This window comes from Variovorax sp. RA8 (genome assembly GCF_901827175.1).
In the GTDB taxonomy this organism is placed as follows: domain Bacteria; phylum Pseudomonadota; class Gammaproteobacteria; order Burkholderiales; family Burkholderiaceae_C; genus Variovorax.
This window is the reverse complement of the sequence record NZ_LR594662.1, coordinates 5,452,894-5,475,468: the sequence shown is the minus strand read 5'-3', so window position 1 is coordinate 5,475,468 and position 22,575 is coordinate 5,452,894. Positions and strand designations below refer to the sequence as shown.

At 67.0% G+C, this 22,575-nt stretch carries 21 protein-coding genes and 1 tRNA gene; 7 read left to right on the top strand and 15 right to left on the bottom strand.

Features of this window, described 5'->3' with window-relative positions; translation table 11 throughout:
* Positions 1-375: 375 nt before the first annotated feature.
* From E5P3_RS26100 to E5P3_RS26045, 12 genes are all read right to left on the bottom strand, one after another.
* The gene (locus E5P3_RS26100) at positions 376-699 is read right to left on the bottom strand and encodes a helix-turn-helix domain-containing protein (RefSeq protein ID WP_162588615.1); all 324 of its coding nucleotides are present in this window, start codon (positions 697-699) and stop codon (positions 376-378) included.
* A gap of 8 nt (positions 700-707) precedes the next feature.
* Positions 708-932 carry a helix-turn-helix transcriptional regulator gene (locus E5P3_RS26095; protein ID WP_162588614.1) on the bottom strand — a complete coding sequence of 75 codons (225 nt, stop codon included), beginning with the start codon at positions 930-932 and terminating at the stop codon, positions 708-710.
* Positions 933-1,074: 142 nt separating this feature from the next.
* The gene (locus E5P3_RS26090; protein WP_162588613.1) at positions 1,075-2,328 is read right to left on the bottom strand and encodes a hypothetical protein; all 1,254 of its coding nucleotides are present in this window, start codon (positions 2,326-2,328) and stop codon (positions 1,075-1,077) included.
* Between the two features lie 131 nt (positions 2,329-2,459).
* On the bottom strand, positions 2,460-3,683 hold the full coding sequence (locus E5P3_RS26085; RefSeq protein WP_162588612.1) for a tyrosine-type recombinase/integrase: 1,224 nt from the start codon (positions 3,681-3,683) through the stop codon (positions 2,460-2,462).
* A gap of 177 nt (positions 3,684-3,860) precedes the next feature.
* Positions 3,861-3,935: transfer RNA gene (locus E5P3_RS26080), tRNA-Arg, on the bottom strand.
* A gap of 33 nt (positions 3,936-3,968) precedes the next feature.
* Positions 3,969-8,012, bottom strand: a complete 4,044-nt coding sequence (locus tag E5P3_RS26075; RefSeq protein WP_162588611.1) for a translocation/assembly module TamB domain-containing protein — start codon at positions 8,010-8,012, stop codon at positions 3,969-3,971.
* Between the two features lie 2 nt (positions 8,013-8,014).
* On the bottom strand, positions 8,015-9,910 hold the full coding sequence (locus E5P3_RS26070; RefSeq protein WP_162588610.1) for an autotransporter assembly complex protein TamA: 1,896 nt from the start codon (positions 9,908-9,910) through the stop codon (positions 8,015-8,017).
* A 60-nt stretch (positions 9,911-9,970) separates the two neighbouring features.
* A complete protein-coding gene (locus E5P3_RS26065) occupies positions 9,971-10,888 on the bottom strand; it encodes a 2OG-Fe(II) oxygenase (RefSeq protein WP_162588609.1) in 918 nt (305 codons plus the stop codon).
* A 156-nt stretch (positions 10,889-11,044) separates the two neighbouring features.
* A complete protein-coding gene (locus E5P3_RS26060; RefSeq protein WP_162588608.1) occupies positions 11,045-12,232 on the bottom strand; it encodes a vWA domain-containing protein in 1,188 nt (395 codons plus the stop codon).
* Positions 12,226-12,846 carry a GNAT family N-acetyltransferase gene (locus E5P3_RS26055; RefSeq protein WP_162588607.1) on the bottom strand — a complete coding sequence of 207 codons (621 nt, stop codon included), beginning with the start codon at positions 12,844-12,846 and terminating at the stop codon, positions 12,226-12,228. The genes E5P3_RS26060 and E5P3_RS26055 overlap by 7 nt, the downstream gene beginning before the upstream one ends.
* A 5-nt stretch (positions 12,847-12,851) precedes the next feature.
* On the bottom strand, positions 12,852-13,097 hold the full coding sequence (locus tag E5P3_RS26050; RefSeq protein ID WP_162588606.1) for a hypothetical protein: 246 nt from the start codon (positions 13,095-13,097) through the stop codon (positions 12,852-12,854).
* Positions 13,094-13,936 carry an AAA family ATPase gene (locus E5P3_RS26045; RefSeq protein ID WP_162588605.1) on the bottom strand — a complete coding sequence of 281 codons (843 nt, stop codon included), beginning with the start codon at positions 13,934-13,936 and terminating at the stop codon, positions 13,094-13,096. Before E5P3_RS26045 ends, E5P3_RS26050 begins: the two co-directional genes overlap by 4 nt.
* Before the next feature lie 160 nt (positions 13,937-14,096).
* On the opposite strand from E5P3_RS26045, the gene E5P3_RS26040 reads away from it, so the two are divergent.
* Positions 14,097-14,780, top strand: a complete 684-nt coding sequence (locus E5P3_RS26040; RefSeq protein WP_162588604.1) for a c-type cytochrome — start codon at positions 14,097-14,099, stop codon at positions 14,778-14,780.
* A gap of 58 nt (positions 14,781-14,838) precedes the next feature.
* On the opposite strand, the gene pcaG is transcribed toward E5P3_RS26040, so the two are convergent.
* Positions 14,839-15,447, bottom strand: coding sequence for a protocatechuate 3,4-dioxygenase subunit alpha (pcaG, locus tag E5P3_RS26035; protein ID WP_162589875.1), 609 nt, complete (start codon positions 15,445-15,447; stop codon positions 14,839-14,841).
* Between the two features lie 16 nt (positions 15,448-15,463).
* Positions 15,464-16,195 (bottom strand): protocatechuate 3,4-dioxygenase subunit beta, encoded by a 732-nt coding sequence (pcaH, locus tag E5P3_RS26030; RefSeq protein WP_162588603.1) that lies wholly within the window; start codon positions 16,193-16,195, stop codon positions 15,464-15,466.
* A gap of 102 nt (positions 16,196-16,297) precedes the next feature.
* Here pcaH and E5P3_RS26025 point away from each other — a divergent pair, with 102 nt between their 5' ends.
* Entirely contained in the window at positions 16,298-17,257 is a 960-nt protein-coding gene (locus tag E5P3_RS26025; RefSeq protein WP_162588602.1) for a LysR substrate-binding domain-containing protein, read from the top strand.
* Here the strand turns inward: E5P3_RS26025 and E5P3_RS26020 are convergent.
* On the bottom strand, positions 17,233-17,667 hold the full coding sequence (locus E5P3_RS26020; RefSeq protein WP_068677557.1) for a DUF1841 family protein: 435 nt from the start codon (positions 17,665-17,667) through the stop codon (positions 17,233-17,235). The genes E5P3_RS26025 and E5P3_RS26020 overlap by 25 nt on opposite strands.
* A gap of 61 nt (positions 17,668-17,728) precedes the next feature.
* On the opposite strand from E5P3_RS26020, the gene E5P3_RS26015 reads away from it, so the two are divergent.
* From E5P3_RS26015 to E5P3_RS25995, 5 genes are all read left to right on the top strand, one after another.
* Positions 17,729-18,679, top strand: a complete 951-nt coding sequence (locus E5P3_RS26015) for a LysR family transcriptional regulator (RefSeq protein ID WP_162588601.1) — start codon at positions 17,729-17,731, stop codon at positions 18,677-18,679.
* Between the two features lie 161 nt (positions 18,680-18,840).
* Positions 18,841-19,353 (top strand): hydroxyquinol 1,2-dioxygenase, encoded by a 513-nt coding sequence (locus E5P3_RS26010; protein WP_162588600.1) that lies wholly within the window; start codon positions 18,841-18,843, stop codon positions 19,351-19,353.
* Positions 19,354-19,376: 23 nt separating this feature from the next.
* Positions 19,377-20,384 (top strand): hydroxyquinol 1,2-dioxygenase, encoded by a 1,008-nt coding sequence (locus E5P3_RS26005; RefSeq protein ID WP_162588599.1) that lies wholly within the window; start codon positions 19,377-19,379, stop codon positions 20,382-20,384.
* A gap of 72 nt (positions 20,385-20,456) precedes the next feature.
* Positions 20,457-22,205, top strand: a complete 1,749-nt coding sequence (locus E5P3_RS26000) for an FAD-dependent oxidoreductase (RefSeq protein ID WP_162588598.1) — start codon at positions 20,457-20,459, stop codon at positions 22,203-22,205.
* Entirely contained in the window at positions 22,202-22,573 is a 372-nt protein-coding gene (locus tag E5P3_RS25995; protein ID WP_162588597.1) for a c-type cytochrome, read from the top strand. Before E5P3_RS26000 ends, E5P3_RS25995 begins: the two co-directional genes overlap by 4 nt.
* Positions 22,574-22,575 lie beyond the last annotated feature (2 nt).

Genomic DNA, 22,575 nt, shown 5'->3' with positions numbered 1-22,575 from the left:
TGGTAAGCGCCTCGAACGAACCCTGCGGCTGCTCCTTCGTCATACCCGGGCAGCTTGTCGAGCGCACGCCATGTCACCGCGTACCAACTTGCCTTGTTCGGACGATGGCCCTTGACCGTCTCGTAGATGAAGCCGGCTGCGAGCAGCGCCTCCTTGGCGCGCTGGATCACATCGGCCGATCTCCATCCCCGGGCGGCCAAGTGTTCGCGGCTCGCCAAAAGTCGCCCGTTGTTGTCACGCACGAACTGCCGGGCGATCTCCCAAAGCAGCGACCGGGCAGGATGGCTTAAATCGGCGTAGGCGGGGCTATCGAGCACGGACCAGGGCAGGGCTACAAACCCGCCTGAATCGCGCCCTGAATCGCCCTTCCTGCCACTATTGCGGCCGTTCGCCATGTGGCTCTGAGACCAGCGTGTAGAGGGCAGCACGCGGATGGCTGAAACCGTCGCGATCTACCAAGGTGATGCGCGTGGTCTCGATCACAAAGCCGAAGCGGTCGCGTAGCTCCTTCACCCGCGCAGGCGCCTGATAGCAGCCCATCCGGCGAAGGTCATAACTCGTCTGAGGGCGACGGCGAAGAGCCTGCACGATGCGCTCGCGTTGCGCTTCCGTCTCCGTGGACTCGTCGCTAAACTTCAGTTGCGTTTGATGTTTCCTGAGAGCCCCCGCCGCACCACCGGCCGGGGCTTTCGTCTTCATGGGCTTCTTCATGATTCCCGCTCCCCGGAAAACGCGCTGCCGTTAGAGCGGTTCGCAATGAAACCTTCGACGGCTGCGGCTTCCCACACCGTGACGGAATCACCGAGCTTGAATGGCTTGGGAAACTTCCCTTCGCGCACCCAACGCCAGATGGTTGCAGGACTGACGGGCAGCAACCCGGCTTTCTGTTTGGTTGTCGCGATTTCCGCGACCCGGATAACCCTCTGTGACACTTGACGCCCCTTAAAAATGTGCCGTGGCACGATGGGGCGAAGCCTGAAGGCGCAACACCTATTGCGAGCAAACGCAATCCTCCTGCGGATGCATGCTTCATTTGGGTTCGACTGCCAGGTCGCAACCCCATGCGGGACGGTCCTACCTCTCTTTTGTAGAGCTGCGGCGCCAAGTGAACGCGGAATTGTTGAGCTTCTTGGGCGTGCCTTTTTCCTTCTTGTCTTTCAACACCTCGCGCAGGCGAGAGCCGCTCACGCCAAAGGCCTTGGCGGTAGTTGCGGCGTAGTTCTTCAGACCTTGGCCCTGCAGCCGCTCCAACATAGCGCGAGCCTCTTCCTTGCGCTCCTTGGTCCAGACGGCGCTTCCGGCGCGGCCAGCCGGCTCCGTAGCAGACGCACCGGAACTAGCACGGGCTGTCGGCATGGCTTCCAACCACTCGTCGATCCACGAATGATGGCTCAAGCCTTTCCTAGTTGCGAAGTCAAGCCATTGCTGCAGCGTGCGCGCCTGAGCATCCTGTGCTTCGTCGTCGAAGTATCGAAGCAGGGTCTTGTAGTCGTCTGCGCTGGGCTCGCCCTCTGGCGCTAACGCCTCTCCAGTCGCCTCCCGTCCGTGGGGATTTAGCCCGCAAAGTAGCATTGCTGCCTCCCGGGGCTTGATGCTCTTTAGCTCCCACCACATCGACGCCTTGAGCGCGCTATTCCACCATGCCACGGCGTATTTCTGGTTGGATCGCTCATCGTCGTATCGAGCTTGCAAGGGGTCGAACTTGGCGAACGCATCTTGGGCTTCCAGGTCGGTCAGCACATTCCAACGATACGGCGCGCCTTGCGCCTGGAGCCATGCATTGACATCGGCCGGCGTCAAAATTTCCCAAAATTCGCGAACGCGCTCAGGACGATATGGCAAGGTTGTCTGTGGATCGCGGATGACCAACTCGCCTTTGGCGGCGGCCTCCATCATCCGCGCGCGCAGGGCATCGCGCGAGCCAGCATGCCAACCTTCCTGCGCTGCTATGGCTGCTGCAGCATGTTCAATAGTCCAGTGGTTAGGTCCGCATCCATGCGGAATCAATCGAAGCCCGATGCCTCCACGCTTACGTAAGTATGTTCCGAGGTCTTGAGGAAGGACGACTGTTCTGCCAAGCGCAGCTCCGACCAGAAAGCTTTCTCTCTTTAGCGTAGAGGCATTGCGAGGCAACAGTTCTCCCCCCTCTGCTGCTGTCCTCAGCTCTTTTTCGAGCGCAATTCGCGCGACGCCGTAGTGCGCCCGATCATCATCAGCGCCTCCGTCCGGCCACATGGCATCAGCAATCAGGTGAGCTAAGTCTTCAAACTTGATCGGCTTGTTTTCAGAAACTTCAAGCCAACGGAGATAGTTCGATTCGTCTTCCATCGCGCCCCTCGCGCACCCTGATAAGAACGCCAGCCCAGCCCGTCAGGGAAACGGGTTTTCGGGGATCAGCCTAGGGCTGGCGAAACTGATGACTATGCTTTGCTGCTCCCGGGCCTTGGGGCCAGCTGCTATTACGCGGCCCGGTTGATCGGTATTACATCCGCGCCAATGCGCACCTTGTCCAGATAGTCGGCCCACCGCTGCATCATCTCGCGGCGGGACGGCAGGTGCGCGGTGCGGTTGTAGGCCCGGCCGTTCGCATCCTTGACCATGTGTGACAGTTGGTGCTCGATGAAGTCCACGCGCTCTCCAAGCACTTCGTCCATGATCGTGCGCGCGGTCGCCCGGAACCCGTGGGCGGTGTGAACCTGGGCGCTATAGCCCATCCCGCGCAAGGCCGCGTTAATGGTGTTCTCGCTCATTGGCCGTTCACCTGTCCTGATGCTGGGAAAGACGTAGCGGCCGTGCCCGGTGATTGGGTGTATGCCGCGCAGGATCTCCAGTGCCTGGGTGGACAGCGGCACTATGTGGTCAACGCCCATCTTCATCTTCGCGCCAGGGATGCGCCACTCAGCCGCGTCAAGGTCGATCTCGGTCCATTCTGCGGCGCGCAGTTCGCCGGGACGGACAAACACCAGCGGGGAGAGCTTCAGAGCCGCCACCGTGGTGGGATGGCCGCTGTAGGCGTAGATCGAGCGCATCAGGTCGCCAACCTGCTTGGGTTCGGTGATGGCTGCGAAATGCTTGCCGGCCTTCACCGCCAGGGCTTCCCTGAGGTCGGCGGTTACGTCGCGCTCTGCCAGCCCGGACACCACGGCGAACCGGAACACCTGCCCGCAGAGCTGCTTCACGCGGTGCGCGGTGTCGATAGCCCCTCGCGCCTCCAACTTGCGAACCACCCGCTCCAGCACATCGCGCGGCCCGATGGTGGAGATAGGTAGCTTCCCGATGAAGGGGAAAACGTCCTTCTCCAGCCACGTCTTTACCTTGAGCTGAGTGATCGGCTGGCGCTTCCCCGCCGTTTTGGTGAGCCATTCTCGCGCAACCAACTCAAAGGTATTGCCTGCTGCCTCCATGCGAGCCTGCTTTTGCTCCCTCTTGGCGGTGCTGGGATCGATCCCGTGTGCCAATTCCTTCCGGGCCTTCTCGCGCCGTTGGCGGGCCTCAGCAAGCGACACGTCCGGGTAGACGCCCAAAGCCAGGGTCTTGGCCTTGCCGTTCATGCGGTAGTCCATCCGCCAGTACTTGCCTGCCGCCTTAACGCGCAGGTACATGCCGCCGCCGTCAGCGTAGCGTTCGCCGATCTCTGCGCCTTTGTGTTTGACCTGCCTAACAAACGTGTCGGTGAGTGCCATTGTTGCCCTTGCTGTCGGTACTTCAGTTGCTGAACTTCGGTAGATACCTGCACAAGTACCTGAAAAGTACCGACATGGGATGCTACGCCGTGAGCCGACGCGACGCAAAGAAAAACCCGCTACGCTGGGGAGCGTGCGGGTTTCTGTTGTTTGGTAAGAGGCCCTGATTCAGTCTCTTGGTGCCCTCGACAGGAATCGAACCTGTATCTGAGTCTTAGGAGGACCCCGTTCTATCCATTGAACTACGAGGACGGAGGCGGCGGCGACTTTAACAGCTCGGCGGCCTCAATCGTATTTCACCGTGTAGATCAGGTCGATGCCGCTTTGCTGACCGGCCTGGCCGCGCAGTGTCAGCCTGCGCGTGAGGTCGTAGAAGATGAACAGGCTGCCCAGCGTGCCCGAGAGGCTGCGCTCGTAGGTCAGATAGAAATCCTTCGACAAGCGCTTGCCCACCGTGACGGCCGACTCGCGCACGTCGCCGCCGCTGCCCGGGCCTTTGAAGCCGATCTCGTCCAGCCCGAAGCGGCTCGCGAGCCCGCCGCCGGAACTGCCCGATCCGAGCCGGCCCAGCAGTGCCAGCGCAGCCTGCTGCAGCAGCAGCGATTCCCCGCCGCTGGTGGCCGACGCGCGACCCAGCACCACCCACGACAGCGTCTCCGCGTCGGACAACGCCGGCTCCGAATACAGGCGCACGCGCGGCGATTGCGCGCTGCCGGTGATCTGCACGCCGGCACGCTGCGAGATGTTGGGCCGGATCGCGAGGATGTCGAGCGCCGGATTGTCGTAGGGGCCATTGAAGCGGGCGATCCCGGTCTCGACGTCCAACCGCTGGCCGTAGGCGCGGTACTGACCCTTGACGGTGCGCACCTCACCGGTGATGCGCGGCGGCGCGTTCAGGGCGGTGCTGCGGATCTCGAGCTTGCCTTCGAGCCGCGTCGTCAGGCCGCGCCCCTGCACCGCGAAATCCTCGCCGAGGTCGAGCTCGACGGCGATATCCGGCGGCTTCGCGGTCTGCGCCTTGGCGGCCTGCGCGTCCTCGCTGGCCGTGCGGCGCTGTGCGGCCTCGGCCGCCTCGCGGTCCTTGGCGGCCGAGTGCACCACGACGTCGCTGCCCAGGCTGGGCGCGCTCTCGTCGGGCAGGATGATCACTGCCCTGTCGGTCTTGAGATTGCCGCGCACGTTGAACTGGCCGCCGTCGAGGCGCGCCTGCAGGTCGCCTGACAGCGTGACCTGGCGATCGGTGCGCACCAGCACGCGCAGCGCGCGCAGTTGGGCCTGCATGGCCATGCGGATGCCGGTGCCGCTGGCCGGTGCCGCGCCCCAACTCAGCTCCCCGCGCGCCGACAGCGTGCCGCCGCCGCTGGCGGCCTCGCTGGCCGCAGTGCTGAGGTTGCCGCTCTGCCCCGGGATGCGGGTGCTGCTGCCCGCGCCGCCCTTGAGGGTGAATTCCGTGATCTCGATGCGCTGCCCGGTCAGCGAGGCACGCAGCCGCCCGTCGCGCAGGTCCAGTCCCTCGACCAGCGCGCGCAGCGCGAGCTGGTCGGCCGACAGCGTGCCGTTCCAGCGCGGCAACGCGCGGTTGCCCGAGAGCGCGGCTTCGGCCTCCAGGGTGCCGGCCACGCGCCAGCCGGGAGGCGCCAGCATCGACCAGACCCCGAGATTGGGCAGCCGCGCCGTCACCCGTCCTGCGAGCGGAGCATCCGGTGCCCATTGCCAGCCCTCGGCGCGCTGCAGCACTTGCGTGCTGGCCTCGGCGCGGATCTGGCCGGCGCGTTCGCTGTCCCAGGTCAGGCTGGCGCGCACGGTGTTGCCCTCGGCGGCGAGGCCCAGTTCGGCCTGGCGCAGGCCGGCCGGCGTGCTGGGGCCTTCTGTCGCGGCATTCATCTTGCGCTCGCTCGCGGCGCCGGTTCCGCGGCTTTCGATGCGGGTGACCAGCGCGGCCTCGCCAGCCTGTACGCGAATGTCGCCGCTGGCGCGCGCGAGCCGGGCGCGGGCGCGCAGCGTGTCGCCGGCGTCGATGTCCCAGTCGCCGTCGAACAGCAGGTCGCCGCTGATGCCCATCTCGGCCAGCGACGCGCTGCCGCCCACTGCCTCGGCCCAGGCCATCGGCAGGCCTCGCAAGCGACCCTGCGAACGCAGCCGGAAGGCACGGTCCGGCGCGGTCCCGCTGTGGCTGTAGCGCAGCGGCTCCCAGTCGATGCGCACGGCGCCCGGCACCGGGCCGTGCAGCGCGGCGCTGGCGGCCGAGGCCTCCACCTCGAGGTGGCCCGCATCACCGCTCTTCAGGGCGATGACGAGGGCGCGTTCCAGTTCCAGCGTCCACGGTCCGGGGCGCTGGCTGTCTTGCGCCTGCAGCCGCAGGCTGGCGATCGAGGCACGCCATTGTTTCGCGCGTTCCAGGCCACCGCTGGCGCGTGCGTCGAGGCTGAGCTTCTGCGTCCCGCTGCTGGCTTCGCCCTTCAGTGTCAGCGTGGCTTGGGCGAGGCTGCCGGCCAGCTCGGCACGCAGCTCGCGCAGCTGGATCTCGGTCGCCGGACCGTTGGCAGGTGGTGGCAGCCGGAGCGCCAGGCGAGGGGCCGAGAGGGTAGCCTCGAGGGTCGGCTCGGCGCTGCCGCGGGGGGCCGGCGTACTCGCGTTCTGCAACCGCCGCTGCACCGCCTGCCAACCGCCTTTCCATGACGCGTCGAGCTGGGCGCGGCCTTGGGCGCTGCTGCCCGCGAACACGGCCGAGAGCTCGGGCAGGCTTTCCACCCAGCGTTGCAGGGTGGCTGCCTCGTCGACGCGGGCCCGGAGCTCGCCGCCGCCACTGGCCGCAGCGATGCGGCCCTGCAGTTGTACGCTGCCGCCGGGCACCACGAGCTTCAGGTCGCCGTTGCCGGCCTGCTCGGCGACGTTCACCTGCAGCTTGCCTTCGAGGCTCGCGTTCGCTGCGTCGATGCGCAGCGTGCGCAGGTCCAGCACCTCGGATTGCCACTGGCCGCGTGCCAATGCGCGGTCGAGGCGCAGGCCCTGCAGCGCCTTGCTGCCGGCACCGCCCTCGGCCTGCAGCGCGAGATCGAAGAGCAGCGCCGGGCCGCGTTGCTCGGCGGTGACATTGCCGCTCACCGGCGCGCCGGCCAGCTCGCTGTGCAGCGCCCCGGGGCGCACGCCGCGCACCCGCGCGCGCGCCTGCCAGGGCGCAGACGCGGGGCTCCAGCGGCCCTCGGCCTCGATGCGGCCGCCGCCGGCGCGCACCGTGGCCTCGGGTAGCGTCCAGGTACTGCCATCGAAGCTGGCGCGGGCCTGGACCTGCTCGACCGGCAGCTGGCCGCTGTCCCACGGGCCGGGCTTCGCGTTGCGGACGTCGGCGCGAGCCCGCCACACCGTGCTGCCGGGGGGCGCGCTGCTGTCGGGTCCGGCCTCGATCTCGCCGTTCAGCAGCGTGCTCGGCGCTCCGGGCCACAGCAGAGCCACGTCGAGGTTCTGCAACTGCGCCCCGGCGTCGATCACCGGCTGCGGCTGCCAGGGCGCAATGTTGGCCTGCAACTGCGCCTCCATCGGCGCTGCAGCGCCGGGATCCGCCGGCTTGAGCTGGGCTGCCACGGCCAGCCGGGCATCGGCCGTCGCGAGCGTGCCTTTGGCGGTGGCCTCGGCCAGCACCTCGATGCCGCGGCCTTCGGCCAGCGGCGCGCGCACGCGGCCCTCGAGCGCAGCATCGAGGGCCATCGGTGCCGCGCCTTGCAGCGTGACCCGCGCGCCGTAGTGGCCCTCGGCGATGTCCACGCCCTCGACCACGAGCCGATGCTCGTTGCCGGCATAGCGATAGCTGCCTGCCAGTTGGTCCGCCTGGAGCGCGGGAGGGCCGGCCCAGCGCAGCGTGTCGATGCGAAACGGAAGCTCGACTTCCACCGGCAGCACGATCGGCGCCAGGGGCTCCGGCGGCTTGTTCTCCACTGGCCCGCGGCGCTCGATCAGCAGTTGCGCCGCGTGCACTTCGCCGAGCTGAACCTTGCGCTTCAGCAGAGGCGCCAGCTGCCAGCCGATGGTGGCCTCGTGCACTTCCACTACCAGGCTTTCGCTCTGCCAGCGTAGCCAGCCGATGCGGCCGCCAGCGCGCAGCGAGCCGCTGACCTCGCGGCTCTCCAGGGTCTGGCCGGCCGGCAGGTAGCGCGCCGCCCGCGCCAGCGCGAAGGCCAGCGATTGGTTCGAGCCCAGCCACCACCAGGCGCCAGCCGTGAGCACGCCTACCAGCAGGATCAGGCCGAGCAGGCTCCATGCAAGGGCGCGCACGACTCGCCGGCCGCGCGAACGCGCGAGCGCAGGGGCGGAGGTCTGCGCGTCCGGGTTCATGGTCAGAACGTGAAGCCCAGCCGCAGGTGCAGCCTGAACTTCTTCGTGTCGACGCCATAGGCCAGATCGGCCTGCACCGGTCCCACCGGGCTGCGCCAGCGCGCGCCCACGCCGATGCCTACCTTGGTCTTGAGGTCGCCGGGCCGGTCGGCAACCGCGCCGGCATCGATGAAGACCGCGCTCTCCCACTCGGTCAGCTTGCCGCGGTAGACGAAGGGCCGCTGCCACTCGACGCTGGCCACGGTCATGTAGCGCCCGGCGATGATCTGGCCGTCGGCGCGCTCGGTGCCGATCTGGCGATAGCCGTAGCCGCGCACCGTGGTGTCGCCGCCGGTCAGAAACATCAGGGTGGCGGGGATTTGCGCGCTCTGCTTGGCGGTCAAGGCGCCTGCCTCCGCACGCAATTGGAGTCGGCTGCTGCGCGCCGCACTGGCACTGTCGCCCGTGGAGCCCCAGTCGAGCGGCACGATGCCGAGCCAGCGGCCGTAGATGCGCGTGAAGGGCAGGTGTTCGCCTGTCAGCGTGTAGCCGGCGCCGAGTTCCAGCGCCAGTCCGTGGCCGCGCGTCGGCACGCCGGGGTCGTCGAAATAGCGCCCCGTCCAGCCCCAATTCACGGACAGCGCCGAGGCCGACGGCGGGGCGTTGATCCCGCGGTTCGTCGCATAGTCGTACTGCAGGAAGTAGTTGTAGTCGATGTGGTCGCTCGACTTGGCCAGGCCGCCGCGCAGCCGCCCGCTGTCGACCTTGTAGCTGCCGGAGGTCTCGCTCTTGAGTTGGCCTGCACCGAACCGGCGCCAGCCCTTGTCGTCGGGCACGGCGTTCCACTCGGTGCCCAGCGACTTGGTTTCGCGGTCGACCGACAGCTTGGAGACAGCGCGCCAGCCCAGCAAGGGCATGCGGTTGTGAATGTGGTCCAGCGACAGCCGTGGCCCGCTGTCGGTGGTGAAGCCGACCCCCAGCACCACCTTCTGCAGTGGCGCCTCGCGCACCTGGGCGATCACCGGCGCCCAGAGCGGGTTGCTGCCGTCGGTGTCGAGCGTCAGGAAGACCGAATCGTAGTAACCGCTGCTGGCCAGGCGCTGCTGCGCATCGAGCAGTTTCTGCTGGTCATAGTCGCTGCCGGTGGGCACGCGGGCGATGCGGCGCGCAGCGTCGGCGTCGTAGCGCTCGCTGCCGCGCACCTCCATCGGGCCGAAGCGGTAGGCCGGGCCCGATTGGTAGTCGACGCGCAGACTGGCCTCGCCGCGATCGGCGTCGATCTCCGCGCGGCTCAGCGCCACGCTGCCGGTCGGGAAGCGCTTGGCCGTCAGGCTGCGCAGCGCGGCCGACTTGGCGTTGTCCCAGCCGAGCTGGGTGAAGGTCTGCCCCGCGCGCAGCGGCCAGTCGTTGCGGATCGCCTCGCGCTGGCCCGCGGCGGTGGCATCGGCCGCAATTGCTCCACTGAAGTCGATCTGCACCTGGCGCACCCGCGTGGGCTCGCCGGGATCGACCGTGATGCGCACCTCGCGCGGTGCCTTGGCTGCGGGCGTCTCCTTGAGCTCCAGCGTGAGCGCGGGCGCGAAATAGCCCAGGGTCGCGAGCAGCTCGCGCGCATTGCCTTCGGCGGCCACCATGAGGCGCGACAGCTCGGTGGCGCCAAGGTCGTCGATCTGGCGATAGCGCTGGATTTCCAGGTGGCGCTCGAGGTACTCGCGCACCGTGTCGGGCGCCTGCACCGCGACGCTGAAGGCCTCGCGCGTGCCGGCCGGCTTGTCGCCGCCCACGGGCCGGGCGCCCGTCTCGGCCCCGGCCGGCTCGCTCTTCGGCAGCAGGCTGCAGCCCTGCAGCAGCAGAAGGAGGCCTGCACAAAAAAACGCCGGCATCCACGCCGGCGCGAGTGACCGAAACACCCTGAGCATGCGGCCATTCTGACAGCATGCCCGGCACGGGCCCCGTAGGCGGGAGCCGCGGCCTGCCGCTCAGGCGCGGCCGGTGACCTTCCGTGCCAGCAGCCAGACCACCGGCGGCGTGATCATGCGCGCGACCGCCTTGACCCGGTCCACGCGATGCGTCTTCATGAAGACCGAGGCCGATTCGTCGCCGTGCTGCTTGCCGGCCAGCGGGCTGCTGTAGTAATAGGCGGCGACCGAGCGGCGCGGGCGGCCGTCCGGCGCCTGCAGCGGCTTGGTATGGCCGTGGTAGCTGATCGGGCCATGCGGCAGCAGGATGGTGCGGCCGAATTCGGGCTGCACGGTGGTGACGCAGCGGTCGTGCTTCTTGTCCCAGAGCTCCAGGCCGGAGCCCCAGTCCGGGCTCCATCCCTTGTTGAGATAAGTGATGAAGACCATCTCGTTCTTCAGCCCCAGGTGGCGGTGGCGATTGAAGTCGCGGTGCACGGCAAAGGTCGCGCCGGTACGGCTCTCGTGCAGCCCGCCGCCGAACAGCTTGGGGTCGGCCAGCAGGTAGGGCACGCCAGTCAGCGAGGAAAGCCAGTCGATGAACCAGCCGGCATGGATGATGTCGAAGTAGAGCTGTGTCGCCGGGCCCAGCGACGGACCGAGCACCGAACGGCGGGTCGACTCGTAGCGGCTCTTGACCTCGGTCCATGAGGTGCCGGGCTGGGCGTCGAATTCCTCGGCCACCAGTTCCAGCAGCGCCGGATTGAACAGATTCTCCAGCACCAGGTGCGGGAAGGGCGAGGCGGCCATCAGCGCGTTGCGCAGCCGATCCCGCTGTGCCGCCGAGAAAAGGGAGCGGTCGACGAGTTCGGTTCGCGGCAGGCGCACGCCGCGGATGCTCACGTAGTCGCTGGGCGGGAACAGCTTTTCCGGCACCTCCGGCGGCAGCGGTTGCTCAAGAACCGGCGACTCGAGCGGCAGCGAAAGTACGGCAGACATGGCGCAACACCTCCAGCAAGGCGCCGTGTCAACAAGGCGCCTTATTTGAATCCTTAGGTGTTAAATGTAACCCTAGGTCTCGGCGCTGTGACAACTTTTTTCGCATTCTTTCCGGACGTAACGTCCCGAGAAGCTATGCCTGACGTCGTAGGGCGCCTACTTTGAAAGCAGCCGCATGGCTTCTTCGAGGCCCTTGAGGGTGAGCGGATACATGCGGTGGGATACGAGTTGTTGCATGACCGCGATACTTTGGCGGTACTGCCAGACCCCCTGCGGCTCGGGGTTGATCCAGGCGAACTTCGGAAAGGTGTGGGTCAGCCGCTGGATCCACTCGGCGCCGGCCTCCTCGTTGTTGTATTCAACGCTGCCCCCCGGCTGCAGGATCTCGTAGGGACTCATGGTCGCGTCGCCGACGAAGATCAGCTTGTAGTCCTTGTTGTACTTCCGAATGATGTCCCAGGTGGCGAACTTCTCGGAGAAGCGCCGCCGGTTGTTCTTCCACATAAAGTCGTAGACGCAGTTGTGGAAGTAATAGAACTCCAGGTGCTTGAACTCGGTCTTGACGGCGGAGAACAGCTCCTCGACGCGCTGGATGTGCTCGTCCATCGTGCCCCCCACGTCCATCAGCAGCAGCACCTTCACGTTGTTGTGGCGCTCGGGCCGCATCTTGATGTCGAGGTAGCCGGCGTTGGCCGCCGTCTTGTGGATCGTCTCGTCCAGGTCCAGCTCGTCCTCGTGGCCCTCGCGCGCGAACTTGCGCAGCCGCCGCAGCGCGATCTTGATGTTGCGCGTGCCCAGCTCCTGGCTGTCGTCGTAGTCCTTGTAGGCGCGCTGGTCCCACACCTTGACCGCGCTCTTGTTCTTGCCTGCGCCGCCGATGCGGATGCCCTGCGGGTTGTAGCCGCCGTGGCCGAAGGGCGAGGTGCCGCCGGTGCCGATCCACTTGCTGCCACCTTCGTGGCGCTCCTTCTGCTCCTCGAAACGCTTCTTGAGCGTCTCCATGAGCTCGTCCCAGCCCATCTTCTCGATCTTTGCCTTCTCCTCGGCCGTGAACTCGCGCTCCAGCGTCTTTCGCAGCCAGTCGAGCGGCACTTCCTTGGTGAAGTCCGTCACCAGCTCCACGCCCTTGAAGTAGGCGGCGAAGGCGCGGTCGAACTTGTCGTAGTGCTTCTCGTCCTTCACCAGAGCGGTGCGCGAGAGGTAGTAGAAGTCGTCGAGCCCGAAGGCGTCCTCCGAGTTCGGGCCGACCACGTCGGCCTGCAACGCCTCCAGCAGGCTCAGGTATTCCTTGACGGACACCGGCAGCTTGGCCGAGCGCAGGGTGTAGAAGAAGTCGATCAGCATGGCGAATCACTCCGGTTTTCGGGACGCGGCTTGTCCAGCAGGTACAGCAGCTGGGCCCGCACTTCGGGCCACTCGCCCGAGCGCAGGCTGTACATCACGGTATCGCGGATGGTGCCGTCGCGGCGCAGCGCGTGGCCGCGGATCACGCCGTCCTTGCGTGCGCCCAGGCGCTCGATGGCGCGCTGCGAGGCGTGGTTGAAGTTGTCGGTGCGCCAGCCCACCACGTGGCAGCCCAGCGTCTCGAAGGCGTGCGTCATCATCAGCAGCTTGCAGGTGGTGTTGACGTGCGTGCGCTGGCAGCGCCGGGCGTACCAGGTGTAGCCGATCTCGACCCGCTTCACCGCGGGCAGGATGTCGTGAAAGCTGGTCGACCCGAGCACCGCGCCACTCGCCTCGTCGGTCACGGCGAAGGCGAAGCGGTGGCCCGCCTCGCGGGCTGCGAGCGCTGCCTCGATGTAGCCGCGCGTGCCCTGCGGTTCCGGCACCGAGGTGACCCGGATCTTCCAAAGCTCGCCGTCGGCGGCCGCGGCGCGCAGGCCCTCTTCGTGCGCCAGCGCCAGCGGCACCAGCGCGACGCCCCGCGACCTCAGGGTGACCGGCTCGACGAATGCCATCTTCGCTAACTCCTCGGTGAACCGTACCTTCTCGTGAACCATGCCCGCGCAAGCTGCGCGCCGGCGCCGCCGCCCAGGCCGATCAGCAGGATGCCGAAGATCGCGTTGTTGCTGTAGCCGCCGGGACCGAAGGCATCGAGCCCGAGGGCCAGGCCGAGCCAGCGACCTAGCACCGCGCCCACGACGAACAGCACAGCCTGCACGAGACCCAGCAACAGCAACTGGCGGGTGGACGGCCGGGCTTCGCTCATCGATTGTGGCGTTGCATGAACACCAGCTTCTCGAACAGAGTCACGTCCTGCTCGTTCTTGAGCAGCGCGCCCACCAGCGGCGGCACGGCGACCTTGTCGTCCTTGCTCTGCAGCGCCTCGAGCGGGATGTCCTCGGCCACCAGCAGCTTGAGCCAGTCCAGCAGTTCGGAGGTGGAAGGCTTCTTCTTCAGGCCGGGCAGGTTGCGCACGTCGTAGAAGGTCTTCATCGCCGAGGCCAGCAGCTCCTGCTTGAGGCCTGGGAAGTGCACCGCCACGATGCTCTTCATGGTCTCGGCATCGGGGAACTTGATGTAGTGGAAGAAACAGCGGCGCAGGAAGGCGTCGGGCAGCTCCTTCTCGTTGTTGGAGGTGATGAAGACGACCGGCCGGTGCCTCGCTTGGACCAGCTCGCGCGTCTCGTAGCAGTAGAACTCCATGCGGTCGAGCTCGCGCAGCAGGTCGTTCGGGAATTCGATGTCTGCCTTGTCGATCTCGTCGATCAGCAGCGCCACCGGCTCATCGGCGGTGAAGGCCTGCCACAGCACGCCCTTGACGATGTAGTTGTGGATGTCCTTCACGCGCTCGTCGCCCAGCTGCGAGTCGCGCAGGCGGCTCACCGCGTCGTACTCGTAGAGGCCCTGCTGAGCCTTGGTGGTCGACTTGATGTGCCACTGCAGCAGCGGCAGCCCGAGCGAGCCGGCCACCTCTTCCGCGAGCATCGTCTTGCCGGTGCCGGGCTCGCCCTTGACGAGCAGCGGGCGCTTGAGCGCGATGGACGCGTTGACCGCGAGCATCAGATCCTGTGTGGCGACGTAGTTGTCGGAGCCCTTGAATTTCATGGATGGCGTAGAGCAGAGAGGGGGTGGATGAAGGACCCAACATTCCATTCATCTGCGTCGCGCAACGCCCGAGTGCCTCACGCACGGGACTGCCGCGAGCCCCCGCATATAATCAAATGTTGACTTGAAAACCAGTTCTCCACGAGATTGTGCGCGCAAAATGAACAAGTTGTTGTCCACGGTATTTGCCCTCGCTGTCGCTTGCGTGACGGTCTCCGCCCAAGCCCAGAAGATCACGGGCAATGCCGAAAACGGCTCGAAGAAGGTGGCGATGTGCGTCGGCTGCCACGGCATCATTGGCTACCAAGCCAGCTTTCCTGAAGTTCACAAGGTTCCGATGATCGCGGGCCAGAGCGCCACCTACATCGTCTCGGCCCTCACGGCCTACAAGGGCGGCGACCGCAAGCACCCCACCATGCGCGCCATTGCCGACTCGCTGAGCGAGCAGGACATCGCCGATCTCGCGGCCTACTACAGCCAACTCGGCGTGCAGGAAGGCGATGCACCGCCGGCCGCGGCTGCCTCGCAGCCCAGCGAGCGCGTGCAGGCCCTCATCTCGCGCGACAAGGACAACGCCTGCACCAAGTGCCATGGTGCCAACTTCAACACGCCGAACGACGGCACCGTCGCCAAGCTGGCCGGCCAGCATGCCGACTATCTGTACGTCGCCCTCAAGTCCTACAAGACCGAGAAGAACCTGCAGATCGGCCGCTCCAACGGCGTGATGAGCCAGCAGGCCAAGAAGTTCAGCAACGCAGAGCTGAAGGAACTGGCGAGCTACATCAGTTCGCTGCCCGGCGAGCTCAAGACGGTGCCGGAATCGCGCATCCACCACGCGAAATAAGAAGCGCCCCCCACAAGAAGCAAAGCCCGCTGAACGCGGGCTTTGGTTTTTTTCTTGTCTATACGTCGAAGAACACCGTCTCGTTCGGCCCCTGCATGTGGATGTCGAGGCGGTACGTGACCTGTCCACCCGTCTCGCTGCGCTGCGCCACCAGCGTCTGCCGCCGCTGCGCCGGCACGCTGGCCAGCACCTTGTCCTCGGCGTTCGCCTTTGCCTCGTCGCTGAAGTAGATGCGCGTGAACGCGTGCAGCAGCATGCCGCGCATCAGCACGATCACGTTGACATGCGGCGCTTCGCCGGGCGATTCGGCGCCGGGCTTGACGGTATGGAACACGAAGCGCTTCTGCGCATCGGTGCCGGTGCCCACGCGGCCGAAGGCGCGGAAGCCGATGGCCTGCGCGTCCTCCACCGACTGCGGATAGGCACCGGTGCCGTCGGGCTGGCTGATCTCCACCAGCGCGTCGTCGATCGGCTTGCCGTCGCCGTCGATCACCCGGCCCTCGACGCGGATGCGCTCGCCGCGCGCGTTGTCGAGTGCGAGCACGGCGTCGAAGGGCTGGTCGAAGTCGTAGCCGTACTGGGTGGCCGCGAGGCCGTACGCGAAGTAGGGGCCGACCGTCTGCGAAGGGGTCTGGCCGAAGTTGGTTTCGAGTGCGCTCATCATGATGCGTGTCTCCTGGGCTTCAGCGGTTTTCGAAAGGCGTCTCGTCGGCGCCGCGCAGCACCATGTCGAACACGTAGCCGAGCGCATAGCCCTCTTCGGTGACGTCGAGGCTGAAATCGGCGATCAGCCGGTTGCGCACCTTCTCCGGCGTGCCAGTGATCATCGGGTCGTACTGCAGCAGCGGGTCGCCCGGGAAGTACATCTGCGTCACCAGCCGGCTGGCGAAGTGCTCACCGAACAGCGACAGGTGGATGTGCTGCGGCCGCCAGGCGTTGGGATGGTTGCCCCACGGATAGGCGCCCGGCTTGATGGTGAGGAAGCGGTAGCGGCCCTCGTTGTCGGTCAGGCAGCGGCCGGCACCGAGGAAGTTCGGGTCCAGCGGCGCATCGTGCTGGTCCACCTTGTGCACGTAGCGGCCGCAGGCGTTGGCCTGCCACAGCTCCACCAGCGTGTTGCGCACCGGGCGGCGGCGCTCGTCGAGCACCTGGCCGGTGAGGATCATGCGCTCGCCCAGCGGCTCGCCGTTCCTGCGCGCGTTGCGGGTGAGGTCGTTGTCGAACTCGCGGATGCTGCTATGGCCGTACACCGGCTGGTGCAGCTCGCCCAGCGAGGCCTTCAGCGGGATCAGCGGCTGCTGCGGCCCGCGCTTGGCGGTCGACTTGTAGCCGGAATAGACGTAGGAGGGATGGCTGGCCCAGTCGCGCGGCGTCAGGGTGGGCAGCGCGCCGGTAGGGGGAGCGGAAGAGCTCATGAACTTGTCTCCGGAGTTCGTGGGAATGGCATCCACTCTATTCATGCGCGTTGCTGATGTAAATTGACGTTCTTGCGATTTTTCATAAGCAAAGGTAATTGAATGGTCGCCACGCCAGACATCTTCCTGCGCAATGTGCAGCTGCGGCACCTGCGCTGCCTGGTGGCAGTGGCGCAGGAGCGCCATCTGGCGCGCGCGGCCGAGCGGCTGGCGCTGAGCCAGCCGGCGGTGTCCAAGACCCTGGCCGAGCTCGAAGCCCTGGCCGGCGCCCGGCTGGTGGAGCGCGGCAGCGCGGGGCGGCGCGGGATCCAGGGCTTCACCGTCGCGGGCGAGCAGTTGCTCGCGCACGCGCTGCGCGTGCTCGAGGCGCTCGAGGCCAGCGCCGAGGCCCTGATGCCGGCTTCGGGCGAGCGCCTGCAGCGCCTGCGCATCGGCGCGCTGCCCAGCGTGGCGCCCTCCCTCCTGCCGGCGGCGCTGGCCGCGCTGCGCGAGCGACTGCCCCTGGTGCAAGTGCAGGTGCAGACCGGCGCCAACGGGCCCTTGCTCGATGCGCTGCGCGCCGGCGAGCTGGACCTCGTGGCCGGCCGCATGAGCGACCCGCAGCTGATGGCCGGCCTCACCTTCGAGCTGCTCTACACCGAGCCCCTCGCCCTGGTCGTGCGCGCGGGCCATCCCTTGTCCGAGGCCGCGCCTTCGGTGCAGGACGTGCTGCGCTATCCGCTGGTGATCTACGGCGAGGGCACGATCCCGCGCCACCATACCGAGAGTTTCCTGTCGGGCCTGGGCCTGCGCCTGCCTGCGCATGGGACGCAGACGCTGGATCTCTCGGTCGCTCGGGCGCTGCTGCTGCGTTCGGACGCCGTGTGGTTCACGCCCATCGGCGCTGCCCGCGACGACCTCGCCAGTGGCCAGCTGGTGCGCCTGGCGGTCGACACTGCGGGCACCGAGGAGCCGGTAGGCCTTCTGCTGCGCACCGACGCCGAGCCCTCGGCCGCGCGCGAGGCGCTGATCCCGCTGCTGCGCGACAGCGGCGCGGCTCAGACGCGCGTGGCGCGCCGCTGAACGCAGGCCACGTAGGCCTCGCCGTCGGGTGGACGGCCGGCGCGCTGGCTCTCCCACATCATCTGACCGAGGCACTCCATCGCCTCGTGGTGCGCGTCGAGCAGCGAGTCGCGCCGCGCGGCCAACAGCTCGACCGCCTGGCGGATGCCGCGCGGCTGGTCGATGGAGCACTGCTCGCTGATCGACAGGTGCATCGAGAGATGCAGGAAGGGGTTCTCGCGTCCGTCGGCGCCGTCGTAGACGCGCGCCACCGCAGCCTCGGCGTCGACCAGTTCGGCGTGGTACTCGGGGTGCTCGTCGATCCAGCGGCTGGCGATGATCTCCAGTGCCTCCATCGGCAGGCCCTGCCGGCTCTTCGCGTAGACATCGCAGAAGAAGCGACGCACTTCCTCTTGGGTGGGATTGAACATGGGCCGAGGTTAGCACCGCCCCCAAGGCCGCACGCCGCGTGCGGCCGCTACATTGCGGGCCATGGACCGACTTGAAAACATAGAGACATTCGTCCGGGTTGCGCAGACGCAGAGCTTCGCCGAGGCCGCCCGGCAGATGCGCGTAGCCAAGTCGGTAGTCACCGCGCGGGTGAAGCAACTCGAAGAGCACGTGGGCGCGCCGCTGTTCCACCGCAGCACGCGCGTGGTGCGGCTCAGCGATGTCGGGCAGGCCTTCCTGCGCGACTGCACCGAGCTCGTGGGCCGGGCCCACGACGTCATGGACCAGATGCGCGGCGCACGTGCGGGACCGACCGGCGTCCTGCGGATCCATGCGCTCACCGGCTTCGTGCTGGGCCACCTGGCCTCGGTGCTGCGCGCCTTCCAGGCCAGCTACCCCGACATCCACCTCGAGTTGATCGTGAGCGACGCGGTGGTCGATCCGGTCAAGGCAGGCGTGGACTGCGCGTTGCAGATCTTTCCGGCCGCTTCCACCGAGCTGATCTCGCGCCCGCTGTTCCCCGTGCGCCGCGTGTTCTGCGCCACGCCCGAGTACCTGCGCGCCAACGGCGTGCCGCAGACGCCGCGCGACCTGCACAAGCATCGGCTCGGCCTCTACTCGGGCTATCCGAGCCGCGACCGGTGGACCTTCCATCACGCAGGCGAGCAGGTGACGATCTACATGACTGCGGCCCTGCTGACGAACAGCGTGCACCTGCTGCGCGAATATGCGCTGGAGCACGCCGGCATCGTGTGCCTGCCGACGCTGGTGGCGGGCGATCCGATCCTGCAGGGGCAACTGCAGGTGGTGCTGCCTGAGCACCAGCTGTCCTCGTTCTCGCTCAGCGCGGTCTACGCGGAGACTTCGCGCAACGCCTTCAAGCTCAAGCTCTTCATCGAGCACATCACGGCGGCGTTCACGCGGGTGGCGCCCTGGGACGCGGCCATGGTCGAGCAGGGACTGCTTCCCGCCGACCTGATTACCGACGCCTAGCCTCGTTCGTTTCGCGTGGCCAATCCAGGGAAAACCCTGCCGATTGACCGCATCCACCGAACAATGCGGCCCGCATCCAAGGCCTACCGCAGATGCACCCGGCTTCCTACAGTTCATCCATCGCAGCACGGCGCTGCCCGATGACCGAAGGAGACAAGCCCATGACCGCCACCGCCTACCAGACCCGCTTCGGCTCGCTCAAGAGCTACGAGAAGGGTCACGTCGAGCCCATCGACGACGACGTCAAGCACTACGCGATGTCCAACTGCTTCGACATCGCGAGCAAGAGCAAGCCCTATGAGAAGGTCGTGTTCGGCCAGAACCAGATCTACGTGCTGGAGACGCTGCGCGCCGAAGGCAGCTCGCCCTGGTACACCTGCGCGCACGACGAGTTTGCGCTCGTCATGGACGGCGAGGTCGAAGTGCACCTGGTCAAGCTGGACGCCGCCCAGGCCGTCGGCGATGAAGAGAAGAACGGCGCGGTGTTCGTCAAGGGCGAACCCAAGGGAAAGAAGATGGGCTGGATGAAGCTCACGCGCGGCCACCAGGGCCTGCTGCCGAAGAACACCGCCTACCAGTTCCGCAGCGTCGGCGAGCCCGGCGTGATCGTGCTGCAGACCTGCAAGGGCGATCTCTCCATCGAGAAGTGGGCCGACATCTGCCAGACCCACTGAACCGAACCCCGAGGAGTCCAACCATGAACGCACCCGCAGAGCTCGCCAACGTCATCGCGTCCCAGCCCGATGCCTCGCTCGGCTACAAGCAATTCACGCTAGGCAGCTTCGGCTTCCGCCGCGACGAGTACTTCGCCCACATCACCTGGAAGACCAAGGACGGCCGTCCGATGAGCCACACCATGGACGTCGGCAACTACCTGCGCGCCCTGATGCGCGACGTCGCCTGGGGCTTCTTCTACGGCTGGGTCAACTTCGACGACGTGGTCGGCACCGTCAACCACTACCAATCGGTCGACCTTTACGCCGGCAGCTACAACGGCACCATGAAGGAAGCCGGCATCGACCTGCTGGAGAACTTCCCCACTGCCCAGATCCGCGCCACCTTCGAGGCCATGCTCGACGACTGGACCAATGAGAGCTTCGACCCGTTCTCGGCACCGCAGGAAACCGGCTCGCCCTACGGCCGCAAGAAGGGCAACAACACTGCCAAGATCACCCGCGCCCGCGAACTCGCCAAGCGCTGCGTGGGCCTGAAGGACGACCTCCGGCTGCGCAGCGACGACACCGGCGCGCCGGTGAACCGTGCCTTCGCCGATGTGCCGCAGGGCCAGCCCGAGCTGCATCCCGAGCCCGGCTTCGAGAATGAAGTCCATGCCTTCAACCTGTTCGGCTTCCTGAGCCGCTCGCAGGTCACATGGAACCCGAGCTTCACCTCGGTCGTCAAGCACAGCTTCATGTGCCCGACCACCGAGGAGCACATCCTGCCGATCATCCACGGCAACGACCGCGTCGAATGGTTCTTCCAGATGACCGACGAGATCCACTGGGACTGCGGCGACAAGAACACCGGCCGCCCCATGGCCCGCGTGATCATGAAGGCCGGCGACATGGCCGCCATGCCTGCCTACTGCCGCCACCAGGGCTTCAGCCCCAAGCGCTCGATGCTGCTGGTGTGGGAGAACGGCTCGCCGAGCCTCGTCTACGAGATCCAGAAGGGCGAGAGCCCCGAGATCCCGGTGAGCTTTTAACAGGCGATAACGCGCCGCACTTGCGGGCGCGTCCTTCTGAGCTTCGCTTCCTTCTTCTTGAGGAGACAACAAATGGCAGACCGTATCCGGTCCGATGCCGGGGCCAACTCGCGCCGGCGATTCATGCAGCAAGCGGGCGCAGGCTCGGCCGCCGTCGCGGCAGCGACCCTGGGGCTCGCATCGCAAGAGGCCGACGCAGCGACGGCCCCCGCATTCGACGCCACCTACGACATCGTGGTCGCCGGCAGCGGCGCGGGCGGCCTGGCCTCGGCGCTGTTCGCGCGCTGGCAAGGCAACAGCGCGGTGATCCTGGAGAAAGCCGGCAGCATCGGCGGCACCACCGCCAAGGCCGCCTTCTGGTACTGGGTGCCGAACAACGAGGCCATGAAGAAGGCCGGCATCGCCGACCCCAAGCCCGACTTCCTGAAGTACGTGGCGCGCCTGTCCAACCCGCAGGGCTACGACCCGAACCATCCGCGGTACGGCTTCACGCAGTGGGAGTACGACATGTGCTCCGCCTTCTACGACAGCGCCTCGCCCGCGGCCGAGCTGCTGGCGTCCAGGGGCGCGCTGCCGTATCGCCACGTGGCCGACGTGCCCGACTACTTCGCCGAGCTGCCCGAGAACAAGGCGCCCAAGGGACGCGTGCTGGTGCCCAAGGACGCGATCCCCAGCATGTCCGACGGCGGCCTGGTGGCGGTGCGCACCTTGTCGACCAAGGCCAGGCAGGACGGCATCCCGATCCGCACCGGCATGCGCGTCACGAAGATCCTGCAGGACAAGAGCGGCCGCGTGATCGGCGTCGAGGCCAAGGACGAGCTCGACGCCACCGTGCGCCTGCGTGCGCGCAAGGCCGTGATCTTTGCCACCGGTGGCTTCACCCACAACGTGGAGCTGCGCAGGAACTTCCTCAATGGCCCCATCTTCGGCGGCTGCGCGGCGCCCAGCAACGAAGGCGACTTCGTGCCGATCGCCGGCGCATTGGGCGCGCAGCTGCGCAACATGAACTACGCCTGGACCTGTCCGATCCCGCTGGAGAAGGCCATCGCGAAGGACGGCTCCATCTCCGGCATGTTCTCGGTGGCGGGCGATTCCATGCTCTTCGTCAACAAGTACGGCCAGCGCAACGTCAACGAGAAGCTGCAGTACAACGAGTTGGCGCAGACCTTCTTCGAGTGGGACGGCGCCAAGGCCGAGTACCCCAATCTCGTGCGCATCGCAATATGGGACCAGCGCGCGCAGCAGCACTCGGCCAGCGCGGAGTACGGCCGGCTGATCGTGCCGCCCGGCACCGACGACCGCCACGTGATCAAGGGCGCGACGCTGGCCGAGCTGGCGCGCGGCATCGACGAGCGCTTCGCCAGGTACGCGAGCGCCATCGGTGGCGCGCGGCTCGCGCCCGAGTTCCTGCCCAACCTGCAGGCGGCCATCGCGCGCTTCAACCAGTTCGCCAAGACCGGCAAGGACCTGGACTTTCACCGCGGCGAGCGCATCGTGGAGCAACTGTTCAACGGCGACGTGAAGTCCGAGCCTGACCGCAGCAACCCCACGATGTGGCCGCTGGCCGATGCCGGCCCGTACTACGCGGCACTCGTCGTGGCCGGCACGCTGGACACCAAGGGCGGCCCCAAGACCGACACGAACGGCCGCGTGCTCGACGCCCGCGAGCAGCCGATCCCCGGCCTCTACGGCGTCGGCAATTGCGTGGCCTCGGCCTCGGGCCGCGCCTACTGGGCCGGCGGCGCGACGCTGGGCCCGATCATCGCCTTCGCCTACCGCGCGGCGAACGCGGCCCATGCCGAGGGCAGGAGCGCCGCATGAAGCGTTCGCTCCTGTTCCCGCTCGCTGCCGTCCTCGCGCTGGCCGCCAGCCTCGCGCAAGCGCAGTCCCCCGGCCAGCGCCTCGCGCAGTCGGCGTGCACGCAATGCCACAGCTTCGGCAAGGGCGAGCCGAACGGCGTCGGCCCCAATCTCTATGGCCTGCTCGGCAAGCCCGCCGCGGCCAGCCCCGGCTTCACCTACTCGAAGCAGTACCTCGACGCGATGAAGGGCAAGACCTGGGACCGCGCGCTGCTCGACAAATGGCTCGCCGACACCCAGGCCGTCGCGCCGGGCAGCACGATGGCCTATTTCCAGGACGACCCGAAGAAGCGCACCGCGCTCATCGACTACATGCAGTCACTCAAGTGAAG

What these genes read in the sequence shown, in the direction of transcription:
- E5P3_RS26005 (WP_162588599.1), top strand. Translation starts at nt 19,377, where the DNA reads ATGAACGCACCCGCAGAGCTCGCCAACGTCATCGCGTCCCAGCCCGAT.
- E5P3_RS26075 (WP_162588611.1), bottom strand. Translation starts at nt 8,012, where the DNA reads ATGAACCCGGACGCGCAGACCTCCGCCCCTGCGCTCGCGCGTTCGCGC.
- E5P3_RS26025 (WP_162588602.1), top strand. Translation starts at nt 16,298, where the DNA reads ATGGTCGCCACGCCAGACATCTTCCTGCGCAATGTGCAGCTGCGGCAC.
- E5P3_RS26065 (WP_162588609.1), bottom strand. Translation starts at nt 10,888, where the DNA reads ATGTCTGCCGTACTTTCGCTGCCGCTCGAGTCGCCGGTTCTTGAGCAA.
- E5P3_RS26000 (WP_162588598.1), top strand. Translation starts at nt 20,457, where the DNA reads ATGGCAGACCGTATCCGGTCCGATGCCGGGGCCAACTCGCGCCGGCGA.
- E5P3_RS26090 (WP_162588613.1), bottom strand. Translation starts at nt 2,328, where the DNA reads ATGGAAGACGAATCGAACTATCTCCGTTGGCTTGAAGTTTCTGAAAAC.
- E5P3_RS26085 (WP_162588612.1), bottom strand. Translation starts at nt 3,683, where the DNA reads ATGGCACTCACCGACACGTTTGTTAGGCAGGTCAAACACAAAGGCGCA.
- E5P3_RS25995 (WP_162588597.1), top strand. Translation starts at nt 22,202, where the DNA reads ATGAAGCGTTCGCTCCTGTTCCCGCTCGCTGCCGTCCTCGCGCTGGCC.
- E5P3_RS26060 (WP_162588608.1), bottom strand. Translation starts at nt 12,232, where the DNA reads ATGCTGATCGACTTCTTCTACACCCTGCGCTCGGCCAAGCTGCCGGTG.
- E5P3_RS26045 (WP_162588605.1), bottom strand. Translation starts at nt 13,936, where the DNA reads ATGAAATTCAAGGGCTCCGACAACTACGTCGCCACACAGGATCTGATG.
- E5P3_RS26020 (WP_068677557.1), bottom strand. Translation starts at nt 17,667, where the DNA reads ATGTTCAATCCCACCCAAGAGGAAGTGCGTCGCTTCTTCTGCGATGTC.
- E5P3_RS26050 (WP_162588606.1), bottom strand. Translation starts at nt 13,097, where the DNA reads ATGAGCGAAGCCCGGCCGTCCACCCGCCAGTTGCTGTTGCTGGGTCTC.
- E5P3_RS26040 (WP_162588604.1), top strand. Translation starts at nt 14,097, where the DNA reads ATGAACAAGTTGTTGTCCACGGTATTTGCCCTCGCTGTCGCTTGCGTG.
- E5P3_RS26055 (WP_162588607.1), bottom strand. Translation starts at nt 12,846, where the DNA reads ATGGCATTCGTCGAGCCGGTCACCCTGAGGTCGCGGGGCGTCGCGCTG.
- E5P3_RS26015 (WP_162588601.1), top strand. Translation starts at nt 17,729, where the DNA reads ATGGACCGACTTGAAAACATAGAGACATTCGTCCGGGTTGCGCAGACG.
- E5P3_RS26100 (WP_162588615.1), bottom strand. Translation starts at nt 699, where the DNA reads ATGAAGACGAAAGCCCCGGCCGGTGGTGCGGCGGGGGCTCTCAGGAAA.
- E5P3_RS26010 (WP_162588600.1), top strand. Translation starts at nt 18,841, where the DNA reads ATGACCGCCACCGCCTACCAGACCCGCTTCGGCTCGCTCAAGAGCTAC.
- E5P3_RS26070 (WP_162588610.1), bottom strand. Translation starts at nt 9,910, where the DNA reads ATGCTCAGGGTGTTTCGGTCACTCGCGCCGGCGTGGATGCCGGCGTTT.
- pcaH (WP_162588603.1), bottom strand. Translation starts at nt 16,195, where the DNA reads ATGAGCTCTTCCGCTCCCCCTACCGGCGCGCTGCCCACCCTGACGCCG.